19 protein-coding genes are annotated in these 21,821 nt (G+C 70.0%); 13 read left to right on the forward strand and 6 right to left on the reverse strand.

Annotated features, from left to right (window positions below):
- Nucleotides 1-34: 34 nt before the first annotated feature.
- Entirely contained in the window at nt 35-2,053 is a 2,019-nt protein-coding gene (locus tag IH26_RS0120360) for a right-handed parallel beta-helix repeat-containing protein (RefSeq protein WP_211268710.1), read from the reverse strand.
- A gap of 398 nt (nt 2,054-2,451) precedes the next feature.
- Here IH26_RS0120360 and IH26_RS0120370 point away from each other — a divergent pair, with 398 nt between their 5' ends.
- The 9 genes from IH26_RS0120370 (at nt 2,452) to IH26_RS0120410 (ending at nt 12,019) form a co-directional block, all read left to right on the forward strand.
- Nucleotides 2,452-3,720, forward strand: coding sequence for a hypothetical protein (locus IH26_RS0120370; protein WP_157437286.1), 1,269 nt, complete (start codon nt 2,452-2,454; stop codon nt 3,718-3,720).
- Between the two features lie 528 nt (nt 3,721-4,248).
- The gene (gene urtA, locus IH26_RS0120375; RefSeq protein WP_030437810.1) at nt 4,249-5,541 is read left to right on the forward strand and encodes an urea ABC transporter substrate-binding protein; all 1,293 of its coding nucleotides are present in this window, start codon (nt 4,249-4,251) and stop codon (nt 5,539-5,541) included.
- A 112-nt stretch (nt 5,542-5,653) separates the two neighbouring features.
- On the forward strand, nt 5,654-6,538 hold the full coding sequence (gene urtB, locus IH26_RS0120380; protein WP_030437811.1) for an urea ABC transporter permease subunit UrtB: 885 nt from the start codon (nt 5,654-5,656) through the stop codon (nt 6,536-6,538).
- Complete coding sequence (urtC, locus tag IH26_RS0120385; protein ID WP_030437812.1) at nt 6,535-7,629, forward strand: urea ABC transporter permease subunit UrtC; 1,095 nt, start codon at nt 6,535-6,537, stop codon at nt 7,627-7,629. The genes urtB and urtC overlap by 4 nt, the downstream gene beginning before the upstream one ends.
- Nucleotides 7,626-8,426 carry an urea ABC transporter ATP-binding protein UrtD gene (urtD, locus tag IH26_RS0120390; protein ID WP_030437813.1) on the forward strand — a complete coding sequence of 267 codons (801 nt, stop codon included), beginning with the start codon at nt 7,626-7,628 and terminating at the stop codon, nt 8,424-8,426. The genes urtC and urtD overlap by 4 nt, the downstream gene beginning before the upstream one ends.
- A 1-nt stretch (nt 8,427) precedes the next feature.
- Nucleotides 8,428-9,111: an ATP-binding cassette domain-containing protein gene (locus IH26_RS0120395; RefSeq protein ID WP_030437814.1), complete on the forward strand. Its 684-nt coding sequence runs from the start codon at nt 8,428-8,430 to the stop codon at nt 9,109-9,111.
- Between the two features lie 90 nt (nt 9,112-9,201).
- Nucleotides 9,202-10,881: a purine-cytosine permease family protein gene (locus IH26_RS0120400; RefSeq protein WP_051808328.1), complete on the forward strand. Its 1,680-nt coding sequence runs from the start codon at nt 9,202-9,204 to the stop codon at nt 10,879-10,881.
- Nucleotides 10,881-11,447, forward strand: coding sequence for a TetR/AcrR family transcriptional regulator (locus IH26_RS0120405; RefSeq protein ID WP_030437816.1), 567 nt, complete (start codon nt 10,881-10,883; stop codon nt 11,445-11,447). Before IH26_RS0120400 ends, IH26_RS0120405 begins: the two co-directional genes overlap by 1 nt.
- Nucleotides 11,432-12,019 (forward strand): TetR/AcrR family transcriptional regulator, encoded by a 588-nt coding sequence (locus IH26_RS0120410; protein ID WP_211268712.1) that lies wholly within the window; start codon nt 11,432-11,434, stop codon nt 12,017-12,019. The genes IH26_RS0120405 and IH26_RS0120410 overlap by 16 nt, the downstream gene beginning before the upstream one ends.
- A 231-nt stretch (nt 12,020-12,250) precedes the next feature.
- Here IH26_RS0120410 and IH26_RS0120415 read toward each other — a convergent pair whose 3' ends face one another.
- From IH26_RS0120415 to IH26_RS0120435, 5 genes are read right to left on the reverse strand one after another with little or no spacing between them, the layout of a single operon-like run.
- Entirely contained in the window at nt 12,251-12,766 is a 516-nt protein-coding gene (locus tag IH26_RS0120415; protein WP_030437818.1) for a flavin reductase family protein, read from the reverse strand.
- Between the two features lie 13 nt (nt 12,767-12,779).
- Nucleotides 12,780-13,700: an ABC transporter substrate-binding protein gene (locus IH26_RS0120420; RefSeq protein WP_030437819.1), complete on the reverse strand. Its 921-nt coding sequence runs from the start codon at nt 13,698-13,700 to the stop codon at nt 12,780-12,782.
- Between the two features lie 11 nt (nt 13,701-13,711).
- A complete protein-coding gene (locus tag IH26_RS0120425) occupies nt 13,712-14,476 on the reverse strand; it encodes an amino acid ABC transporter ATP-binding protein (protein WP_030437820.1) in 765 nt (254 codons plus the stop codon).
- Entirely contained in the window at nt 14,473-15,381 is a 909-nt protein-coding gene (locus IH26_RS0120430; protein ID WP_051808330.1) for an amino acid ABC transporter permease, read from the reverse strand. Before IH26_RS0120430 ends, IH26_RS0120425 begins: the two co-directional genes overlap by 4 nt.
- A complete protein-coding gene (locus tag IH26_RS0120435; RefSeq protein ID WP_030437822.1) occupies nt 15,378-16,391 on the reverse strand; it encodes an LLM class flavin-dependent oxidoreductase in 1,014 nt (337 codons plus the stop codon). The genes IH26_RS0120430 and IH26_RS0120435 overlap by 4 nt, the downstream gene beginning before the upstream one ends.
- 263 nt (nt 16,392-16,654) lie before the next feature.
- Here IH26_RS0120435 and IH26_RS0120440 point away from each other — a divergent pair, with 263 nt between their 5' ends.
- The 4 genes from IH26_RS0120440 to IH26_RS0120455 are packed head-to-tail and all read left to right on the forward strand — an operon-like array spanning nt 16,655 to nt 21,814.
- Nucleotides 16,655-18,346 carry an ABC transporter substrate-binding protein gene (locus tag IH26_RS0120440; protein WP_030437823.1) on the forward strand — a complete coding sequence of 564 codons (1,692 nt, stop codon included), beginning with the start codon at nt 16,655-16,657 and terminating at the stop codon, nt 18,344-18,346.
- Nucleotides 18,343-19,233, forward strand: a complete 891-nt coding sequence (locus tag IH26_RS0120445; protein WP_030437824.1) for an ABC transporter permease — start codon at nt 18,343-18,345, stop codon at nt 19,231-19,233. The genes IH26_RS0120440 and IH26_RS0120445 overlap by 4 nt, the downstream gene beginning before the upstream one ends.
- The gene (locus IH26_RS0120450) at nt 19,230-20,219 is read left to right on the forward strand and encodes an ABC transporter permease (protein WP_030437825.1); all 990 of its coding nucleotides are present in this window, start codon (nt 19,230-19,232) and stop codon (nt 20,217-20,219) included. The genes IH26_RS0120445 and IH26_RS0120450 overlap by 4 nt, the downstream gene beginning before the upstream one ends.
- Nucleotides 20,216-21,814, forward strand: a complete 1,599-nt coding sequence (locus IH26_RS0120455; protein ID WP_034215761.1) for a dipeptide ABC transporter ATP-binding protein — start codon at nt 20,216-20,218, stop codon at nt 21,812-21,814. The genes IH26_RS0120450 and IH26_RS0120455 overlap by 4 nt, the downstream gene beginning before the upstream one ends.
- The last annotated feature ends 7 nt before the right edge of the window (nt 21,815-21,821 follow it).

The following is a 21,821-nucleotide window of genomic DNA, read 5'->3' on the forward strand; positions in this document are numbered from 1 at the left end:
GGAGCTCGCACGCGCGCCGGCGGTCGGTCGACGGTCACCCCGCCGGCACCCAGTCCAGCAGTCCTCGGTAGGCGCTCTCCAGCCCGGCCGCGTTCATGATCGCCGCCGGTACCCCGGACGCGCCGGTGATGGTGGTGTTGCCGGCGACGGTCACGCCGTTGCCGCTGGAGTAGCCGGGCGGGTTCTCGAAGTAGTTGTTCTCCACGTCGGTGGGGTCGTACTTCGTGGTGTGCCCGGGGTGGTAGTCGGTGTGGCGGGACGCCCACGCCTGGGCGCTGGTGTTGTCGTACACCGCATTGCCCTTGATGGTTTCGTAAGTGGCACCGTTGTCGGTGTAGATGGCGTGCCCGCTGCCGGTCTGGTTGTGGATGACGTTGCCGGTCACCTTCTCGCCGTTCGCGAGTGACGTGCCGGTCAGTCCCTGCGTGTAGATCGCACCGCCGTCGTTGAGCAGCTTCAGGTGGTCGAAGATGAGGTTGTCGGCGATCGCGTTGTCGTGCGAGAAGTTCGGCTGCGGCGCCTCCTTTTCCTTGTCCGGCCACCCGCCCCAACCCTGGGAGATGGCGGTGTACGGGGTGTTGTCGATCTGGTTGTGGCTGACCGTGTCGCCGGCCGTGTATCCGCTGTCGATGCCGATCCCGCCGTGGTACTCGGCCGCGACGTCGAAGACGTGGTTGTCCGAGACGGTGTTGCCGACCGTCTGCGCGGAGCCGGTGGCGGTCGGCAGGTCCACGTTCCCGATCTCGATGCCGCTGCCCGACACGTCGGTGACCACGTTCCCCTTCACCAGCGCGTGCTGGGTGCCGTCGCCGAGGGCGAGGCCGGCCGCGCCGAGGTGTACGAACGCGTCTCCGGTGAACTGGATTTCCTGGTCGTAGGTGAGCGAGACGTTGCCCGGGATCTGCGTCCAAGCGCCGAACGGGCACCGGCCCTGGGTGTAGGTGGACGGCGGAACGTGGCAGAGGCCCTGCGCGGCCGCGCCGTCGGATCCGGTCACCTGGTAGCCGGCCTGGATCTCGGAGAACCCGTCGCCGGTCGACGAGCCGAGCCAGGTGGCGTACGAGAACTGGATGCCCTTGAATACGATGTTGTGCACCGGTGCGCCGGCCGTGCCGCCGCCGTCGACCAGTTTCTCCAGCACCGGGGCCTCCACGTCGGCGGTGGCCAGGTTCTCCCCCGCCCGCGGCACGTAGTAGAGCTTGCTGTCGCCCTGGTCTAGGAACCACTGTCCGGGCGTGCCGGCGGACAGGAACTGGTACGCGTTCTCCACAGTGGTCGGTTGCTCGGTGATCGACGCGCGCCCGACCAGGTTGTAGGCCCGGCCGTCGTCGAAACAGCAGGCCCGGGTGGTGGAGTTGCGCCAGCACGGCTGGGCCATCGTGACGGCGCCGCCGCTGATCGAGGCCACCGGGCAGCGCGGCTCGGTCCAGGCGCCGAGGCCGCCCCGGTACACGAACTCCAGCTGTGGTTTCGCCCCGCTCGGGTTGCGCCAGCCGCCCAAAGTGGTGCCGCCGCCGGTGTACCCGGTGGAGTTCCGCCCGGTCAGCGCCTCGGGCAGCGCGCCGTGCGCCCGGTCGGCCCGCTCGCCGTCGACGTAGAGCTGGCGCGTCCGCAGGCCGGCCGGCGCCTGGGCGACCCAGATCGGGCTGTTCGCGGCGACCCGGCTCCAGCCGGTCACCCCAGCGGATCCGGCCAGCACCGGCCGCGCGCCGGCCGCCGCCGTCCACACCACGTTGTGGCCGCCGGTGCCGGAGTCGGCCGCGGTCAACGCGAGCGGCGCGGACATCCGGTAGAAGCCGTCGGCGAGGATCACCGTCACGTCCGCGGACATGGCCTGGTTGAGGCCGCGTACCAGGGCTTGCGCCCGTTGCAGCGTCTTGACCGGGGCAGTCGCGGTCCCGGCATTGGCGTCGTCGCCGGCGGGCGACACGTAGATCACGGCCCGCACGGCGGCCCGGGCGAGCGGGGCACCGAGAAGCACCGCCACGGCGGCCAGCAGCGCCACGGCGGCAAACCCCAGCGACCGGCGGCGCCGACTGAACAAGCTGAACACGCGGACCCATCCCCCAGACCAAACGAAGTGACGAACTTCTATGCGTCAACTCCCGCGAACGCTAGGCCGGGATACATCGGATGTCAAGCTCGAGAATGTTGGAACAAAGGCGAAATTAACGGTCAATCCGTTCGTATAGATATGATCTTAGAGGTGGCAGATGCCTCGCATCCGCCGGAGGTGTTGCGAACGATGGAGCGCGCCGGCCAGCCCGGCGGCCACGTGATCTCGCTGGGTGCACGGTCGTATAACCTGTTCTATTGACCTACCGTGAACTCCTTTACTGAGGCATGATGAGCTGATAAGAGCTGCGAGAACTCGTTCTACTTCGTACGCCGTCGTGGACCCGGACAAGAAGGCGATACCCGATGCGCAGCGGTAAGCGAATCTCCGTCCTGATGCCTGTGCTGCTCGTGGGCGTGCTCGGCGTCGTCCTGCCCGCCTCGGCCGGCGCGGCCTCGGCCGGCCAATTCGTGCGGGGTCGACTGCTGCCGGTCCCGGCCGTCGCGCCCGGTGACCAGCTGACCGTGACCGCGGTCGACGTTTCGCCGTCGGGCGTGGTGGCCGGCACCGCCCATGTCGTCACCGCCAACCCGGACGGCACACAGTCGACATCGGACATTCCGCAGCGGTGGGTGCGGATTCCTCGGCTCGGCTGGCTGCGCCAGCGGGTCGCGCTCCCGGCCGGCGCGGGCTCGGGCACCCTGACCGGGCTCACCGATCGCGGCGAAGTGGCTGGCACCGTCACCGTCGCCGGCACAACGCGGGCCGCGCGCTGGTCGGCGGACGGCCGGTCCGCAACAATCATCGGCGACGCCGGCAGCCAGGTCAGCGCGGTCGGCCCGCACGGACCGTGGGGCGTCTTCACCGGCAGCGGTGGACCCATCGTGCTCACCGGCGGCTCCGAGCTGGTGACTCGGGCCGGCGTTCGCACGCCGCTGAGCGGTACGGCCGAGCTCGACGCCGGTTATCGCCGTACCGTGGCGTCGATCGGCGGCCCCGGCCTTGCCCTCGTGTGGGTGGTCGACGGCGTCGGCCGGGCCACCAACGCACGGGCGGTGCTTTGGCAGAACGGCGCGACGGTGCGGCTGCCGGTGATCAACTCAGCGTTCGCCGGACCGGCCTGCGTCTCCCGGGTGCTGGCCGACGGGAGCGTTGCCGCCAGCGGCTACGCCGTCGAGTCGGGCGCGGTGAGCTACCTGCTACTGCGGCATGTCGGCGGGGTTCCGGGTACCGACGTCGTGCTGAACCGGGTCACCGGTGCGGGACCACCGGTCGGCGGCCTGAGCTGCGCTTCGACCGGAGTCGCCGACAATCTTGCGGACGACGGCGGCATCGGCGGTTTCGTCTCCGACGCCGGTGTGCAGCGCGCCGCGTTCTGGAACGCCGCCGGCGGCGTGACCGTGGTCCCGCTTGCGGCCGGCGAACGGTCGGCGACCGGAGTCGCTGTCGCCGACGGTGGCCGGATGGTGATCCAGGCCGTGGGCGACGACGGCAGCCGGCTGTCGCTATGGCACAGCGGCGTCAGCACGCCACTGGCAACCCCTGACGGGTGGACCGTGACCTCGGTCGTGGAGCTGACCGATGCCGGCCTGCTCGTTGCGAACGTCCACGACAGCGCCGGAACCGTACGTCCCGCCGCGTGGGACCTGGCCGCCCTCCGGTGAGCACGGCCGGCTACGCACGGAGGACTGCCGGCCGTGCCGAACGGGCGTTGATGGCCCGCCACGAGGCAGTGCTGCGCGGCTACGGGCCAACCATGACCCAGTACACCGCGCCCTGACCGATCGATTCACCCCCCGGCGGTAGCGCGAGGAAAGCGCCGTTCGCTCGGCGCCACCGCTCCGTGTCTTGTCCGGCGGCGGGTCGTCTCCGCATGCCGCAGCCGGATGTCAGATATGTGTCGCGCTCGCCGTAGACCATCCCGGAGTGACAGAACTCTGACATCGTCGGTCTGCCATATTCCCTGCATCTTGAGGTCTAGGCACCTCAATCGAAGCGACTGTTACAGAGCTGGAACGGTCGAGAAATGTCAGAGTAATGACACGGGATCAATCTGCTCTCACCTGCAGCAGCCGGCTGCACCCTCCTGGCGAGGCGCTCGGGACGCCGGCGGCTCGGCATAGGACATGCACCTCCACACCATCCGCTGTGCCGCGACCCCAGCTCCTTTACCAGGAACGGAGTTCCCCCATATGTCCACCTTCAGCAGGCGGCTCCGCACGCTTGTGGCCACGGGCACCATCGTGACCGTCGCCCTCGCGCTCGCCGGCTGCGGCGCCCGCGCCGGCGACGGCACGCCCGGCGCCGAGTCCGCCGCACCCAGCTGCGTCGACACCTCCGGCGACACCATCAAGCTCGGTTTCCTCAACTCGCTCACCGGCGGCATGGCGATCTCTGAGAAGACCGTCTCCAACGTGCTGCACATGGCCGCCGACGAAATCAACGCCGGCGGCGGCATCCTCGGAAAGAAGATCAAGTACATCCAGGAAGACGGTGCCACCGACTGGCCCACCTTCGCGGAGAAGGCCGAGAAGCTGCTCACCCAGGACTGCGTCGCCGCGATCTTCGGCGGCTGGACCTCGTCTTCCCGTAAGGCCGTCAAGCCGGTCGTCGAGAAGCACAACGGCCTCTTTTTCTACCCGGTGCAGTACGAGGGCCTCGAGTCGTCGCCGAACATCTACTACACCGGTGCGACCACCAACCAGCAGATCATCCCGGCCATGGACTTCCTCGCCTCCAAGGGGGTGAAGAGGCTCTTCCTCGCCGGCAGCGACTACGTCTTCCCGCGCACCGCGAATGCGATCATCAAGCTCTACGCGGCCAAGCTCGGCATCCAGATCGTCGGCGAGGAGTACGTGCCCCTCGACAAGGACGACTGGACCACCCAGGTGGCGAAAATCGTGGCGGCCAAGCCCGACTTCATCTTCAACACCATCAACGGCTCGTCGAATGTCGGCTTCATCAAGGCCTACTACGACGCCGGCCTCACCGCGGCGACGACACCGATCATCTCGGTGTCGATCGCCGAGGAGGAGGCGCCGGCCATGGGCCACGAGATCACCGGCCAATACGCGTCCTGGAACTACTTCGAGTCGCTCAAGACCGACACCAACCCGAAGTTCATCAAGAGCTGGAAGGCCTACCCCAACAGCAGCGGCGTCACCTCCGACCCGATGGAGGCCGCCTACATCTCGCTGTACCTGTACAAGGCCCTCGTCGAGGCCGCCGGCTCGTTCGACGTCGACGCGGTGAATGCCGCGGCGAAGAAGAACACCATCACGTTCGCCGCACCGGAGGGCACCGTCACGCTCGACGGCGAAAACCATCACATCTCCAAGCCGGGTCACATCGGCCGGATCAACGCCAACAACCAGTTCGACATCGTCTGGTCCTCCGACAAGTTCATCGCCCCCGATCCGTTCCTCAAGGGCTACGACTGGTTCCCGGCGAACGTCCGCGACCAACTCGTGAAAGCCGCGGGCTGATCGCCCCACCCCCACCCGGACGCGGGGTTGCGTGTCGCCCGCGGCAGGTAGCCCCGCGTACCCGGATCCGAATTCCCCTCACCGCCGGTCCCCGCACAGAGAGCGAGAGCACGTGAACGCTCTGGTCCCACCGCTGCTGAACGGCACCGCACAGGGTGCGCTGCTCCTGCTCGCCGCGCTCGGTCTCTCGCTCACCTTCGGTCAGATGGGCGTGATCAACATGGCCCACGGCGAGTTCCTCATGATCGGCGCCTTCACCGCCTACCTCGTCCAGCAGGTCATCGACTCCAGCGACCTGTCGATCCCGGTCGCGCTGCCGGTCGCGTTCGTCGTCGCCGGTCTGCTCGGCCTCCTGCTGGAGGTCAGCATCATCCGATGGATGTACCGCCGGCCCCTCGACACCCTGCTGGTCACGATCGGTGTCAGCCTGATCCTGCAGCAGGCGGCTCTGCAGACCTTCCCGGCCCAGGGCGTCCCGGTGAAGCAGCCCGGCTGGCTCGACGGGCAGTTGACGATCCTCGGCTACAGCTGGCCGCTGCGGCAGTCGTTCACCATCGTGCTCGCGGCCGCCTGCGTCGCCATCCTGTCGGCCTGGCTCAAGTACACCTCATTCGGCCGCCGCATCCGGGCGACCGTGCAGAACCGGGACCTCGCCGAGACCGCGGGGATCTCCACACGCACCGTCGACCGCCTGACCTTCTTCGTCGGGTCGGGTCTGGCCGGGGTCGCCGGAGTGGCCGCGTCGCTCATCGGCGGCACGAACTCCCAGATGGGCGCGCAGTACATCATCCCGGCCTTTCTCGTCGTCGCCGCCGGCGGCATCGGCCAGCTCAAGGGCACCGTCATCGCCGCGTGGGCGGTGGGCGTCGCCCTCTCGTGTTTCGCCTACTGGACGACCGGCAGCCTCGCGCAGGTGCTCGCCCTCATCCTCGTGATCGTCTTCCTGCAGGTACGCCCGCAGGGCCTGTTCACTGTGCGAACCAGGAGTCTGGCATGACGAAGCTGAAGCCACGGCTTTCCCTCATCGGCATCGGCGTGTTCGCCGTGCTGCTCCTCGTGGTCGCTCCCCTCGTGCTCACCGATCACTGGCTCAGCAACCTCGGCAAGTACTGCTGCTGGGCGATCGCCGCCGTCGGCATCGGCCTGGCGTGGGGCCGAGGCGGGATGCTCGTGATGGGGCAGGGGGTGTTCTTCGCCCTCGGTGCCTACTCGATGGCCATGCACCTCACGCTGGAGACCGCCGGTGCCGGGGTCCCGGGGTTCATGGTGCTCTACGACCCGCTCGCGCCGCTCCCGGCGTTCTGGGAGCCGTTCCGAAGCGCGGCGTTCACCCTGCTGGCTATCGTGCTGCTCCCGGTGATCGTGGCCGGCCTCCTCGGCTACGCGCTGTTCAAGCGCCGCGTGAAGGGCGCGTACTTCGCGATCCTGTCGCAGGCGCTCGCCGTCGCGCTCGCCACCCTGATCAGCTCCACCATCCGCGAGACCGGCGGCGACACCGGGCTCAGCGACTTCAAGTACTTCTTCGGTTTCGTGCTGGAGGACCCGGCGAACAGGGTCATGGTGTACCTCATCGCGGCCGCGCTGCTCGTCGTATGCCTGCTCGTGGTATGGCAGCTCTACCGCAGCCGCTTCGGTGAGCTCCTCGTCGCCACCCGGGACGCCGAGGAGCGCGTGCGCTTCCTCGGCTACGACCCGGCCACCGTCAAGCTCGTTGCCTTCGTCCTCGCCGCACTGATGGCAAGCATCGGTGGAGCCATGTTCGTGCCCATCGTCGGCATCATCACTCCGGCCGAGATCGGCGCCGCCGCCTCGATCCTCATGATCGCGGGCGTCGCCTTCGGCGGCCGCGCGTCGCTCTTCGGCCCCGCGCTCGGCGCGATGGCGGTCGGATGGGGGCAGTCGAGCCTCGGCTCGGCCTGGCCCGAAGGCTGGACGTACATCGTCGGCCTGCTGTTCATCGTCGTCATCCTCTTCCTGCCGAAGGGCCTGTCGTCGCTGCTCCCCAGGTTCACGGCAGCGCGCCGGAGCCCGGGCGAACAGCCCGCCGCGGGAACCGCCGCCCCGGAGCTCGAGGCGGTGCAGTCGTGACCGACGCTTCGCTCGTTGTCACGGACCTCCGCGTCGAGTTCTCGGGCTTCGTCGCGGTCGGCGGCGTCTCCTTCGACGCGCACCTCGGCGAGGTCCGGTTTCTCATCGGCCCGAACGGCGCCGGCAAGACGACGTGCATCGACGCCATCACGGGGCTGTCCAGGGCCACCGGATCGGCGAGGCTTGGCGGGAGGGAGCTGCTCGGCAGGCCGGTGCACAAGATCGTCCGCTTCGGGGTCGGCCGCACGTTCCAGACCGCGAGCGTCTTCGACGAGCTCTCGGTGCTGCAGAACCTCGACATCGCCGCCGGACGCCACCGCCCCGCGGCCTCGCTGCTGCGGACCCGGCGTGGCGTCGACGCGTCGATCGAGCAGGCGCTGGAGGAGACCGGACTCGCCGGCGAGCTCGCCACGCCGGCCGGCATCCTGTCGCACGGCCAGAAGCAGTGGCTGGAGATCGCGATGCTGCTCGTGCAGGACGCGAGGGTGCTGCTGCTCGATGAGCCCGTCGCCGGCATGAGCCAGGACGAGCGCACCGCGACCGGCGGGCTTCTGCAGCGCGTCGCGGCGAAGCGCATTGTGCTCGTGGTCGAGCACGACATGGACTTCATGCGCCGCTTCGCCACCCGCGTGACGGTGCTGCACCAGGGCAAGGTGCTCTCGGACGGCACGGTGGCCGAGGTGCAGGCCGATCCCAAGGTGCAGGAGGTCTATCTGGGCACCGCGGGAGCCGCGACCACGGCCGCCATGTCGGTCGTGCCGGAAGCGGCCGGGACGCCGCAGCGGAAGGAGGACTGAGATGCTCGAGCTCACCGACATCGAGGCCGGCTACGGGCGCACGCGGGTGCTGCACGGCGTGACGGTGCCGGCCGGGAAGGTCGTGGCCGTGCTCGGCCACAACGGCGCCGGCAAGACGACGCTGCTGCGTGTCGCGATCGGGCTCATCAAGCCGTCGAAGGGCCGCGTGTTGTTCGACGGCGAAGACATCGTGTCGCTACCCCCGAACAAGCGCGTGGCTCGCGGCATGGCGTACGTGCCGCAGGGTCAGCAGGCGTTCGGCCAGCTCACGACGCTCGAGAACCTGCAGCTCGTCGCCGACGGGCGCCGGCGCGGCAGGGCCCTCATCGACGCGCAGCTGGCTCGCTTCCCCGCATTGGAGAAGTTCGCGGCCCGGAGGGCGGGCCTGCTCTCGGGCGGGCAGCGCCAGCAGCTCGCGATCGCTCGCGCCCTCATCACCGAGCCGAAGCTGCTCATCCTCGACGAGCCGACCGAGGGCATCCAGCCCACGATCGTCGCCGAGATCGAGCACACCATCATGCAGCTCGCCGACGAGGGCATCCACGTGCTGCTCGTCGAGCAGCACATCGGCTTCGCCCTCGAGGCCGCCGAGCGCTACGTCGTACTCGCCTCGGGTTTCGTCACACGGACCGACGAGGGGGGCTCGGCGGCCACCTCCACCGTGCGAGCCGCCATGGCGATCTGAGCCGACATGACCGGCTTCCAGGCCCGCAATGCTGTCGTAACACCGGACCCGGAGGATCCCCCCACGCGAGGTGCTTGAGGGGATGCCGAGGTGAGCAGAACAGGCAACGCGCGCGCGGCCGCGGAGGACAGCCTCGAGGACTACGCCTTCCGCTACGTGCCGCGCACCTTCCGGCGCTGGAGCGCGGCCTCCGTCGGCGCGACCGCCCTCGGCTCCATCGCGTTCCTCGCCGATTTCTCGATGGGCGCGAGCATCGGCATCGACCACGGCACCGCCAACGCCGTGCTCGGCATCCTGTTCGCTTCGGTCGTCATCGTCATCGTGGGCGTGCCCGTCGCCTACTACGCCGCCCGGTACAACCTCGACCTCGACCTCATCGCGCGTGGCTCGGGATTCGGCTACTACGGCTCGATGATCACGACCGTGGTCTTCGCGGGCTTCACCTGCATCTTCTTCGCCCTGGAGGGCGCCATCATGGCGCAGGGACTGCAGGTGGCGACGGGGTTGCCGCTGTGGCTCGGCTATCTCATCTCGACCGTGGTCGTGATCCCGATCGTCATCTACGGCATGCGCGCGCTGGAACGCCTGCATTTCTGGACCACGCCCCTGTGGCTCGCCCTCGCCCTGCTGCCGCTGCTGTGGATCCTCGTCTCCGACCCCGAGGCGGTGCGCGCCTTCACGTCATTCACCGGCAACTCCGACGGCTCGATCAGCTTCGGCGCGGTTGTCTCGAGCGCGGCCGTGTGCTTCGCCCTCACCCCGCAGTTGGCCGAGCAGATCGACTACATCCGCGCCATGCCGCCGCGCACGCCGTCGAACGCCCGCTCGTGGTGGACGTCGTTCGCGTTCGCCGGCCCGGGCTGGGTCGTCTTCAGCGGCACCAAGCAGGTGATCGGCGTGTTTCTGGCCGTCTACCTCCTCGTGGAGGTGGACCCCACCCTCGGGCACCACGCGACCGAACCGGTCAAGCAGTTCGTCGGCATGTACCAGACCCTCATCCCCGACTGGCTCGCCATCGTCCTCGCCGTCGCCCTCATCGTGGTCGCGCAGATGAAGATCAACGTGACGAACGCGTACTCGGGCTCGCTCGCGTGGTCGAATGTCTTCACCCGGGTGGCGAAGCACTACCCGGGTCGCACCATCTTCGTGCTGCTCAACCTCGTCATCGCGTACCTGCTCATGACGCTGGACATCTTCACCGTCATCTCCTTCGTGCTGAGCCTCTACGCGAACGTCGTGATGGCGTGGCTCGTGACGATCGCCACCGATATCGCGATCAACAAGTGGGTGCTGCGCATCTCGCCGCGCTTCCCCGAATTCCGCCGCGGCATGCTGCACGACTGGAACCCGGTGGGGCTCGTGTCGGTGGGGCTCGCCTCGGTGCTGTCGCTGCTCGCGTTCGCCGGGCTGCTCGGCCCGGCCGTCAAGCCGTTCTCCGTGGTCATCGCGATCGGGGTCGCGCTCGTCGCCACACCGGTCATGGCCGTCGTCACGCGGGGCCGCTACTACCTCCGCCGCCACTCCGACGGCATCGACTCCCCCCTCTTGGACGACGACGGCAACCCCTCCGGCGAGCGGCTCCGTTGTCATGTCACCGGATATACGTTCGAGCGGCCGGATATGCTGGCCTCGGCCCAGCGAGGACCGCTCGGCGAGGTGCAATATGTTTCGTCGCTGGCGCTCACGCTCGACGATTCCGATCGCTACGTGCTTCCACCGGAAGTCACCGGACCCCCGCACAGGGCGACCGCTCGAGGCAGGGGGACGTGATGGAGGAGTCGGTCGACACCGCGACCGCAATTCTCGCAAGCGCCGCGAGTCTGCTGCGTGAGCACACGTTCGACGACATCTCCTATCGTGCCGTCGCCGACCAGGTCGGCATCTCGGAGCGCACGATCTACCGGCAGTACCCCACCCGTGCGCACCTGCTCGCCGCACTCTCGAACTGGATCGAGCAGACCCGCTTCCCGCTCCCACCGTTCGTGACCCTGGCCGATTTCCGCGACGCCGTGCACGAGCGCTTCCGCGCCTTCGACGCGTCGCCCGCGTACGCGTACGTCAGCGCACGGGCGTCCGCGATCTCGCTGACGCTCGACGCCGAGCCTGCCTACATCACGCGGGCGATCGAGGCGATGCTCGAGGTGGCGGCGCCGACGCTCAACCGACGGGATCGGCGGCGGGTCGCGGCGTCCCTTCGCTACTTCTCGTCGGCGATGTTCTGGGCGCGACTGCGCACGGGCTTCGACCTGGATGCCGGCGAGATCTGCGACGCGTTCGATCGCGCCGTGGGCACCGTGCTCGCGAGGCTGCTCGACGCGACGTGGGCGAAGCCGTGAGCGGGTCGATGGCTGCCCCGGCGCTGAGCGGCACGCAAGCGGCGATCCTCGCCGCCTACGCCGAGCTGATCGAGGAGGTCGGCAGCGACGACGTCTCGTTCCGGCTCGTCGCGCGCCGGGCCGGTATCGCCGAGCGCACGGTGTTCCGCAACTACCCCACGCGCGTCGATCTGCTGCTGGCGACCGCAGCGTGGATCGATGCGACGGTGTTCGCCCGTGAGGAGTCGCACTCGATCTTCGACATCCCCCTCGCGATCCGCGACGCGATGCAGCGGTACGACGCGCGGCCGGAACTCGCGCACGTCGTCGCCGAGGCGGAAATGCGCGGCGTGAACGGCGCGGCGCCGTCGTCCGGCCGGGCGCACCTCGAGCGGCTGCTGGATGCCGAGGTGCCATCCCTCGACGCGGCGCAGCGCAGGGCAGTCGTCGTGGCACTGTCCCACCTCGACTCCGCCGCGACCTGGGTGACGTTTCGCCGCGAGTTCGGCATGGACCGGCGCGACATCGCCGACGCCGCCGCGTGGGCGGCGGAGGCGGTGCTCGACGGCATCCGCGACCGCGTCGCCCCGTAGTCGCCAGCGTTTGCTCTGACAAGCGACAGTGAACCAGTCCCCAGGGACATCGCCGGCAACATCGGCCGGCTCGGAGATCATGCCTCCGAGGTGTTACCGAGCATGTGAACCGGTACGGGATGCTCGGCGGCCTTCACCGACCTCGGCCAGACGGCAGGCCGGGTACAAGCTCGTGCTTCCCACCCCGGGCCGCAGGTCAGGCGATGAACGAAGCCGAGGTCACCGTATCGGTCAGCGATCGCCGCGCAGGCCGAACGCGCTGCGGTGGAAGACCAGCGGCAGCGAGTGGTCGGCGTGCCGGACGGCGTGCAGGCGGAGCAGGACGATCGTGTGGTCGCCGGCCTCCACCTCGCGGTAGATCGTGGTGTCGAACTGGGCGAGCCCGTCCGGCAGGGTGACCGCGCCGTGCTCGCTGAGCAGCACCTCGACGCTCGCGAAGCGGGACCCGGGTGGCCCGGCGAGCTGGCGGGCCAGGCCGCCGTGCCGGTCGGCCAGGATGGTCACGCCCAGATGCGCGGCGCGGCGCAGGTCGGGCCAGGTCTTGGAGGCGTTCGCGATGGAGAACGACACCAGCGGCGGGTCCAGGCTCACCGAGGTGAACGAGCTGGCCGCCAGGCCGACGAGGCGGCCGTCGACCTGGGCGGCGACCGCGACGACCCCGCTGGGGAAGATGCCGAACGCCTGCCGCAGGCGTACCGGGTCGAGGTCCTGGTTGGTGGGGAACGACGGGGTGTTGAGATCGGTCATCGGTGTCCCCTCGTCACAGCGACGATGGCGGGTTGATCGCCGACTGCTGGATGCCGGAGTCGGTGACGCCCCACTTGCCGAGGATCTTCGCGTAGTCGCCGGAGTCGATGAGCTTGTTGACGGCGTCGCGCAGCGCCGGGGCGATCGGCGAGCCCTTGCCGGTGACGAAGCCGACCGGGGTGGAGCTGAACTGGCTCAGGAACTTCGTGTTCGGGATGTGCGTGGCGTCGTACTTGAGGCTCAGCGTCGGGCCGAAATACACGTCGATCTTGCCGTTGGCGAGGCCGAGCCAGATCGGCGCGTTGTCGGCGAAGTACTGCACCGCGTACGGCTGCTTGCCGGCCTGGGCGCACTTGGCCTTGGAGTTCTCCAGGATCTGCTGGAAGGTCGAGCCGGGGCTGGTCGCCAGGGTCTTGCCGCACAGGTCGGTGATGGCGGTGACCCGGGTGAGGTCGCTGTCCGCCGGGGCGAGGAAGGACTGCCCGTCGGTGAGGTAGGTGGCGAAGTCGACGACCTTCTCCCGGGCCGCGGTGACGCCGAAGTTGTCCATGCCGACGTCGTACTTCCCGTTCTGCACGCCGGGAATGATGGTCGGGAACGTGCCGTTCTGCACGTCCCATTTGACGCCGAGCACCTTCGCGACCGCCTCCCGTAGGTCGACGTCCACGCCGATGTTCGTGCCGTCCGCCGGCTGCCCGGCGTGCGGCAGACCATTGAGCCCGGGCGTGCTGGTGGTGCCGAGGATGAGCGTGCCGCGGCTGCGCACGGCGGCCGGCAACTCGGCCGCGATCTTGGCGTCGGTGGTGACCGGCGAGACGACGTCCGCGGTCGGATAGCTCGGCGTCGCGGACGGACCGGCGGCCGCCCCGGCCGAGGCCGAGCCGCAGCCGGCCAGCACGACCGTGGCGCCGAGGGCGAGGAGAAGCTTCTTCACGAGGGTTCCTTTCAGAGCACGGCGGCGAGGAAGGCTCGGGCCCGCTCGTGTCGCGGGCGGGACAGGACGTCGGCCGGCGGCCCGGACTCGACGACGCGTCCCTGGTCGAGGAAGACCACGGTGTCGGCCACCTCACGGGCGAAGCCGATCTCGTGGGTGACGACGATCATGGTCATCCCGCTGCTGGCCAGGTCCCGCATGACCGACAGGACCTCGCCGACCAGCTCCGGGTCGAGCGCGCTGGTCGGCTCGTCGAAGAGCATCAGTCGCGGGTTCATGGCCAGCGCCCGGGCGATCGCCACCCGCTGCTGCTGGCCGCCGGAGAGCCGGCCCGGGTACGCGTCCTCCCGCCCGGCCAGCCCGACCCGGTCGAGCAGCTCCCGCGCGACGCCGGCCGCCTCGTCCCGGCGCAGGCCGCGCACCGCGACCGGCGCCTCGATCAGGTTCGCCAGCACGGTGCGGTGCGGGAACAGGTTGAACTGCTGGAACACCATGCCGATCCGGGCCCGCTGCCGGGTGATCGCGGCGGGCCGCAGCTCGTGCAGCCGGCCGCCGGCGTACCGGTAACCGATCAGCTCGCCGCCGACCTGGACGAAGCCGGCGTCCGGGCGTTCCAGGTGGTTGAGGCAGCGCAGCAGGGTGCTCTTGCCGGAGCCGGACGGCCCGAGCACGACGACCACCTCGCCGGCCGCGACGTCGAGGTCGACCCCTTCCAGGACGCGGTGCGAGCCGAAGCTCTTGACCAGCCCGCGGACGTGCACCAGCGGGGCGGTCACCGGCGGCCGCCCAGCCAGATCCGCCCGAAGCTGCGGCGCGTGCCGCGCCCGTAGTGGCGCTCCACGTAGTACTGCCCGATCGACAGGACCGTGGTCAGCAGGACGTACCACAGGGTGGCGACCAGCAGCAGCGGGATCACCTGGAAGTTCTGGTTGTAGATCAGCTGGGCCGAGTAGAGCAGATCCTGCACCGCGATCACGCTGACGATCGAGGTCGCCTTCAGCATGCTGATCAGCATGTTGCCGGAGGCGGGCACGATGGCCGGCATCGCCTGCGGCAACACCACCCGCCGGAAGATCCGCCACCGGCCGAGCCCGAGCGCCTGGGCCGCCTCGGTCTGCCCGGCCGGCACCGCCAGCAGGCCACCCCGGATGATCTCGGCGGAGAACGCCGCCACGTCCAGGGTGAGCGCGACCAGCGCGGCGACGATCCCGGTGAACAGGTGCGCGGTCCGGACCGTCACGAACTCCGGCCCGAACGGCACCCCGAGCGAGAGCCGCGGGTAGAGCGAGGCCAGCTCGTACCAGAACAACAGCAGAACCAGCGGCGGAATCGAGCGGACCAGCCATACGTAGCCGAAGCTCACCGAGCGCAACACCACGTTGCGGGAGAGCCGCATGGCCGCCAGCCCGGTGCCGAGCAGGTATCCGCCGGCCATCACCGCCGCGGTCAGCCACAACGTCAGCACCAGGCCGCGGAGGATGGCCGTGCTGGTGAAGTAATCACCGACCACGTCCCACTGGAAGCGCGGATTGGTCAGCACGGTGTGCACCAGCATGGCCAGCAGCACCGCGGCGACGGCCGCGGCCAGCCACTGCCCGATCCGCCGCGGCCGGGCGACCCGGGCGGCGAGCAGTTCGTCGTCGGTGAGCGCGGCGGCGGAGGGCTTCCGCACGACGGTCATCGGCCCTCCAGGGGACGTACGGCCGGGGCCACCTCGCTCTGGAACAGCTCCAGCGCGGTGCGGTGCTGCTTGTCGGTGAGCCCGTCGGCGTCGGCGTGCAGGTGCATCACCTCGTGGCCGAGCCGCTCGTGGTAGCGGTGGATCTTGTCGATCAGCTGCTGCGGGCTGCCGACCAGGATGGAGCTTCGCTCGATGGCGTCCTCGAGGGTCAGGAAGACCGGCTCGGCGCCCAGCCGCCGGAAGGTCGCCAGCCGGGCCTCGAAGATCGGCCGGTACGTGTCGATCGCCTCCTGTGAGGTGCGAGCCACGTAGAAGCCCGCGCTGCCCGCGCCCACGCGGACGCCGGCCGGGTCGTGCCAGTGGAACGCCCAGCGCTCCCGGTAGTGGTCGACCAGTTCGGCGTACGGCTCGATGGGGTTGGTCACGTTGGCGGAGAACAGCGGGTCGCCGAATTCGGCGGCGAGGTCGACCGACTCCCGGCTGGTCGCGCTGCCGTGCCACACGGTGATCGGCTGTTGCAGTGGCCGGGGCCAGGTCTCCGCGTCGGTGAGCGACGGCCGGAACCGGCCCGACCAGGTGACCTGGGGCTCCCGCCAGAGCCGCCGGAACAGCTCGTAGCCCTCCCGGTTGCGGTCCCACTGGTCGTCCACCGTGACGTGGAACAGCTGGGCCTGGGCGGCGCCGTTCCCCTTGCCGATGATCAGCGTGAGCCGGCCGCCGGAAAGGTTGTCCAGGGTGGAGTAGTCCTCGAAGGCACGCACCGGGTCGAGCAGGCTCAGCGTGGTCACCCCGGTCCACAGCTCGATCCGCGACGTACGAGCGGCGATGTGGCTGAGCACGACCGGCGGGGCGGAGGAGATGAACGGGCGCTCATGCCGTTCGCCGACCGCGAACCCGTCGAAGCCGACCTCCTCGGCCAGCACCGCCGTATCGACCACCTCGCGCAGGCGCTGCGCGGCCGACCGCGCCGGGTCGGTGTGCGTGATCAGGGTGAGCAGCAGGAACTTCATGCCGGGGCCAGCGGTCCGTGCGATACGTAGGACATACTCTTTTCCTATATGAGATATAGGAATTTGGCAAGACCGGCACCGCCGGCACACAGGTAAATTCGGCGCTCACGACGACGTAAGGCCATGGCACCGTGACGATCATTACAGCCGGCGGCGCCACGGCGGGCCCGTCGGCTAGCCTCACGGCGATCGGTCACCTATCGGGTCGATGGGAATGCTATATACCGGTAGCATACAAATTCCATAGACTTCTAGGAGTGTCAATGCGCAGGATCGCGCCCGTCGTCATGGCGGGCACTCTGCTGCTCGCCGCCGGTTGCGACGGCAGTGGCGGCGCCACGTCGTCGAGCGCGGCCTTCGACCCGGCGACCTGCCAGGGCGGCACCCTTGCGGTGCTCAACCAGGGCGGGATCAGCCACCTCGACCCGGCCCGGCTCTACACCTCCGGCGGCGGCAACATCCCGTCGCTGCTGTTCCGCACGCTGACCACGCGCAACCGGCAGCCGGGCGAGGCCGGCGCGAAGCCCGCCCCCGACCTGGCGACCGACCTCGGCACCCCGTCGGACGGCGCCCGCACGTGGACCTACAAGCTGCGCGACGGCATCTTCTTCGAGGACGGCACGCCGATCACGTCGGCCGACATCAAGTACGGCATCGAGCGCTCATTCGCCCCGGAGCTCCCGGGCGGCGCGCCCTACCTGCGCGACTGGCTCCAGGACGCGGCAGACTACCAGGGCCCGTACAAACAGCCCGAGGGCATCAAGGCGATCGAGACGCCGGACGACAAGACCATCGTCTTCAAGCTGCGCAAGCCCGAGGGCGACTTCCCGTACCTGGCGACCGCGACCCAGTTCGCCCCGGTGCCCAAGGCCAAGGACAAGGGGGTCGGCTACGAGGCCCATCCGATCTCGTCCGGTCCGTACATGGTCGAGTCGTACCAGCCCAAGAAGTCCCTCGCGCTCGTCCGTAACCCGCACTGGTCGGGCAAGATCGATTCTCTGCGCTACGCCTGCCCGGACCGGATCGAGGTGACCAGCGGCCTGGACGCTGCGGTGATCAACCAGCGCCTGGTCAGCGGCGCCGGGCCGGACGCGGACGCGGTAACCACCGACGCCGTCGTGGGACCGGAGCAGCTGGCCCAGCTCGGCAACGGCGGCCCGCTGGACAAGCAGGTCGCGCGCGGCGAGTTCCCGGCCACCTACTATCTGGCCTTCAACACCAAGAAGGCGCCGTTCGACAACGAGAAGGTGCGCGAGGCCATCTCGTACGCGGTCAATCGCACCTCCGTCGTGAACGCGCTCGGCGGCAGTACCGTGGCCGGCCCCTCGACCACCTTCCTCCCGCCGCAGAAGACGCTCGGCCACCAGCCCTACGACTACTTCCCGGCCGGCGACAACGGCGACCCGGCCAAGGCCAAGCAGGCGCTCGCCGACGCCGGCGTGACCAACCTGACGATCGAGCTCGCCCACGAGAACGACGACTCGCAGGGCCTCGGCCCGAAGGTCGCCGCCGCCGTCCAGGAGGCGCTCAAGCAGGCCGGCATCACCGTCAAGCTCACCGCGATCGACGCGGCCACCTATCGCGACGTCACGGGCAAGCCGGCCACCCAGCCCGGACTGTCCCTGCAGTACTGGGGCGCGGACTGGCCGTCCGGCGGCCCGTTCCTCATCCCGATCTTCGACGGCCGGCAGATCATCAAGGCCGGCGGCAACTTCAACCTCGCCCAGTACGACGACCCGGCGGTCAACGCGGAGATCGATGCGATCAACGCGCTCACCGACCAGTCCCAGGCGCAGGCGCGGTGGGGCGCGCTGGACGCGAAGATCGGCAAACTCGCCCTGACGGTCCCACTCGCCTACGAGAAGGACGTCTACCTGTTCGGCAAGAACGTCAAGAACGCCGTGCCGGACGGCTGGCGCGGCACCTACGACCTGGCGCGGATCTCGGTCAAGTGACCGTGCTCCGCCGACTGCGGGGCGACCGCGGCTTCCTGGCCGGCGCCGTGGTCGCCCTGCTCATGGTGCTGGTCGCCGTCGCGGCCCCGCTGCTGGCCGCGGCGGCCGGCCAGGACTACACCACCTACCACGACAACCTGCTCGACTCGGCCCGCGGCGGGGTGCCGCTGGGCCGGTTCGGCGGCCTGGGCGCCGAGCACTGGCTGGGCGTCGAGCCGGCCACCGGCCGCGACCTGTTCGCCCGAGTCGTCTACGGCGCCCGGGTGTCGCTGGGCGTGGCGGTCGGCGCCACCCTGCTGCAGGTCCTGTTCGGCGTGCTGGTCGGCACCGCGGCCGGGCTCGGCGGCCGCTGGGCCGACGCGGCCCTGACCCGCGTCGTCGATCTCGTGCTGGCCGTACCCAGCCTGGTGCTGGCCATCTCGCTGCTGGCGATCGTCCCGACGGACTGGCCGCGCCCGCTGCTGCTGGCGGCGGTCATCGCGATCCTCGGCTGGGGCGGAACCGCCCGGATCACCCGCGGCGAGACGCTCAGCCTGCGCACCCGCGACTACGTGGCGGCGGCGCGCCTGTCCGGGGCCGGCCGGTTCCGGATCGCCCGGCGCGAGATCGCACCCGGCCTGGCCGCACCGGTGCTGACCTACGCGGCGCTGCTCCTGCCCACCAACATGATCTCCGAGGCCGGCCTCTCCTTCCTCGGCGTGGGGGTGCGGCCGCCGACCCCGTCCTGGGGCCAGATGCTGTCCACCGCGACCACCTGGTTCCGCGCCGACCCGATGTACGTGCTCGTCCCGGGCGGGCTGCTGTTCCTGACCCTGCTGGCGTTCGTGCTGGTCGCCAACGGGCTGCGCCGCGCGCTCGACCCGCGACAGAGCGAGGTTCTTCGATGATCGGCTATCTCGTCCGCAGGCTCGGAGGAGCGGTGCTCGTGCTGTTCGGACTCTCCCTACTGCTCTACGGACTGTTCTACCTGGCACCCTCCGACCCGGCGATCCTCACCTGCGGCAAGGGTTGCACCCCCGACCGGCTCGCCGAGGTGCGGCACGCGATGGGCGTCGACGAACCGGCCGCCACGCAGTACGCGCACTTCGTGCGTGGCCTGGTCGGCGGGCGCGACTACCCGGCCGGCCCGGCGACCCGGCATTGCCCGGCGCCCTGCCTCGGCTACTCCTTCGAGACCGACCAGCCGGTGACCCGGCTGCTGCTCGACCGCCTGCCCGTCTCGGCGTCGCTCGCCCTCGGCGCCGAGGTGCTGGCGCTGACCGCCGGCATCGGCGCCGGCGTGCTCTCCGGGCTACACCGCTACCGCTGGCTCGACCGGATCGTCAACGGACTCGTGCTGGCCGGCTACGCGGTGCCCGTCTTCCTGGTCGGCCTGCTGTTGCTCCTGCTGTTCTGCGTGCAGCTGCAATGGCTGCCTTTCCCCAGCTACGTGCCTCTGACCACCGATCCCCTGGCCTGGGCACAGAACCTCCTGCTGCCCTGGGTCGCGCTCGCCGTCATCCAGACCGCCGCGTACGCCCGGCTGACCCGCGCCGGCATCCAGGAGACCCTCGCCGAGGAGCACATCCGCACCGCCCGGGCCTACGGCCTGCCGGAGCGCCGGATCATCTGGCGGCGAGCGCTGCGCGGGGCCCTGCTGCCGCTGGTCACGCTGACCGCGATCGACCTCGCCGCGGTCATGACGAGCGCGGTGCTGACCGAGACGATGTTCGGCCTGCCCGGCGTCGGCCAACTGCTCGTCGGCGCGGTCAACCAGATCGACCTGCCGGTGGTCGTCGGCGTCACCCTGCTGGCCGGCCTGCTGATCGTCGCCGCCAACACCGTCGCCGACCTGCTGTACCGCGCCGTCGACCCCCGAGTGGAGCTGCGATGAGCACGCTGACCGTCGAGGACCTGCGCATCCGCTTCGGCGACACGGTCGCGGTCGACGGCCTCTCCTTCGCCCTGCCGGCCGGCGGCACGCTCGGCATCGTCGGCGAATCCGGCTCCGGCAAGAGCGCCACCGCGCTGGCCCTGCTCGGCCTGCACACCAGCGCCACGATCGAGGGCCGGATCGGCTTCGGCGACCTCGACCTCACCGGACTGGACGACAAACGGTGGCGGCGAGTGCGCGGCGCCCGGATCGCCATGGTCTTCCAGGAGCCGCTCACCGCGCTCAGCCCGTTCCACACCATCGGCGACCAGATCGCCGAGGTGTACCGGCTGCACACCGGCGCCTCCCGCAAGGCGGCCCGGCAGCGGGCCGTCGAGGTCCTGCGCCAGGTCCACATCCCCGACCCGGCCCGCCGGGCGTCGAACTACCCGCACCAGTTCTCCGGCGGCATGCGGCAGCGGGCGCTGATCGCCATGGCGCTGGCCTGCCGTCCCCAGTTGATCGTCGCGGACGAGCCGACCACCGCTCTCGACGTGACCGTGCAGGCGCAGATCCTCGACCTGCTCGACGAGGTGCGCGAGACCACCGGCACCGCGCTGCTGCTGATCAGCCACGACCTCGGCGTCGTCGCCGGGTCCACCGACCGGGTCGTGGTCATGCGCCGCGGCATCGCGGTCGAACAGGGCGAGACCGCCGCCGTGCTCGGTGCGCCCGCCGACGCGTACACCCGGGAATTGCTCCAAGCCGCGCCCCACCCGACACCGCCCCGCCAGATCGCCGGGGAGCCGCTACTGCGGCTCTGCGGCGTCCGGAAACACTTCAAACAACGCCGCAGGGAACCGGTCAAGGCCGTCGACGACGTGTCGGTCGACGTGCGGTCCGGGGAGACGCTCGGCATCGTCGGCGAGTCCGGCACCGGCAAGACCACCCTCGCCCGGCTGATGACCGGGCTGCTCACGCCCTCGGCCGGCACGATCACCCTGGACGGGGTGGACATCGCCCGGCGGCGCGGCGGCTCGGTGCAGATGGTGTTCCAGGACCCGTTGTCGTCGCTCAACCCGCGACGGACCATCGGCGAGAGCATCGCGGATCCGTTGCGCCTTTCCGGCGTACGCGATCCGCGCCCGCGCGTCGAGGACCTGCTCGAGCGGGTCGGCCTGGCCCACCGCGAGTACGACCGCTACCCGCACCAACTCTCCGGCGGCATGCGGCAACGCGTCGGCATCGCCCGCGCCCTGGCTCCGCACCCGCGGCTGATCATCTGCGACGAGCCGGTCTCGTCGCTCGACGTGACCACCCAGGCGCAGGTGCTGGCCCTGCTCGAGGACCTCCGCGAGGAGCTGGGCCTGACCATGGTCTTCGTCTCGCACGACCTCGCGGTGCTCCGGCAGATCGCCGACCGGGTGGCCGTGCTCGCCGACGGCCGGATCGTCGAGATCGGTGACACCGCCCAGGTGTACGCGGCGCCCCAGCACCCGTACACGAAGGAGTTGCTCGCCGCGGTGCCGGTCGCCGATCCCGCCGAGGCGCGACGGCTGCGCGCCCTGCGGCGCTCGCTCGACCCCCAACCCGAGACAACCTCGCCACAAAGGTGAATCGGCG

The sequence above is a fragment of the Actinoplanes subtropicus genome (assembly GCF_000721705.1).
Lineage (GTDB): Bacteria > Actinomycetota > Actinomycetes > Mycobacteriales > Micromonosporaceae > Actinoplanes > Actinoplanes subtropicus.

Bases quoted from the DNA above. Each gene is read 5' to 3' on its own strand.
- IH26_RS0120440 (WP_030437823.1), top strand. From the start codon at position 16,655: ATGCGCAGGATCGCGCCCGTCGTCATGGCGGGCACTCTGCTGCTCGCC.
- urtA (WP_030437810.1), top strand. From the start codon at position 4,249: ATGTCCACCTTCAGCAGGCGGCTCCGCACGCTTGTGGCCACGGGCACC.
- urtC (WP_030437812.1), top strand. From the start codon at position 6,535: ATGACGAAGCTGAAGCCACGGCTTTCCCTCATCGGCATCGGCGTGTTC.
- IH26_RS0120395 (WP_030437814.1), top strand. From the start codon at position 8,428: ATGCTCGAGCTCACCGACATCGAGGCCGGCTACGGGCGCACGCGGGTG.
- IH26_RS0120370 (WP_157437286.1), top strand. From the start codon at position 2,452: ATGCCTGTGCTGCTCGTGGGCGTGCTCGGCGTCGTCCTGCCCGCCTCG.
- IH26_RS0120405 (WP_030437816.1), top strand. From the start codon at position 10,881: ATGGAGGAGTCGGTCGACACCGCGACCGCAATTCTCGCAAGCGCCGCG.
- IH26_RS0120455 (WP_034215761.1), top strand. From the start codon at position 20,216: ATGAGCACGCTGACCGTCGAGGACCTGCGCATCCGCTTCGGCGACACG.
- IH26_RS0120435 (WP_030437822.1), bottom strand. From the start codon at position 16,391: ATGAAGTTCCTGCTGCTCACCCTGATCACGCACACCGACCCGGCGCGG.
- IH26_RS0120430 (WP_051808330.1), bottom strand. From the start codon at position 15,381: ATGACCGTCGTGCGGAAGCCCTCCGCCGCCGCGCTCACCGACGACGAA.
- IH26_RS0120450 (WP_030437825.1), top strand. From the start codon at position 19,230: ATGATCGGCTATCTCGTCCGCAGGCTCGGAGGAGCGGTGCTCGTGCTG.
- IH26_RS0120415 (WP_030437818.1), bottom strand. From the start codon at position 12,766: ATGACCGATCTCAACACCCCGTCGTTCCCCACCAACCAGGACCTCGAC.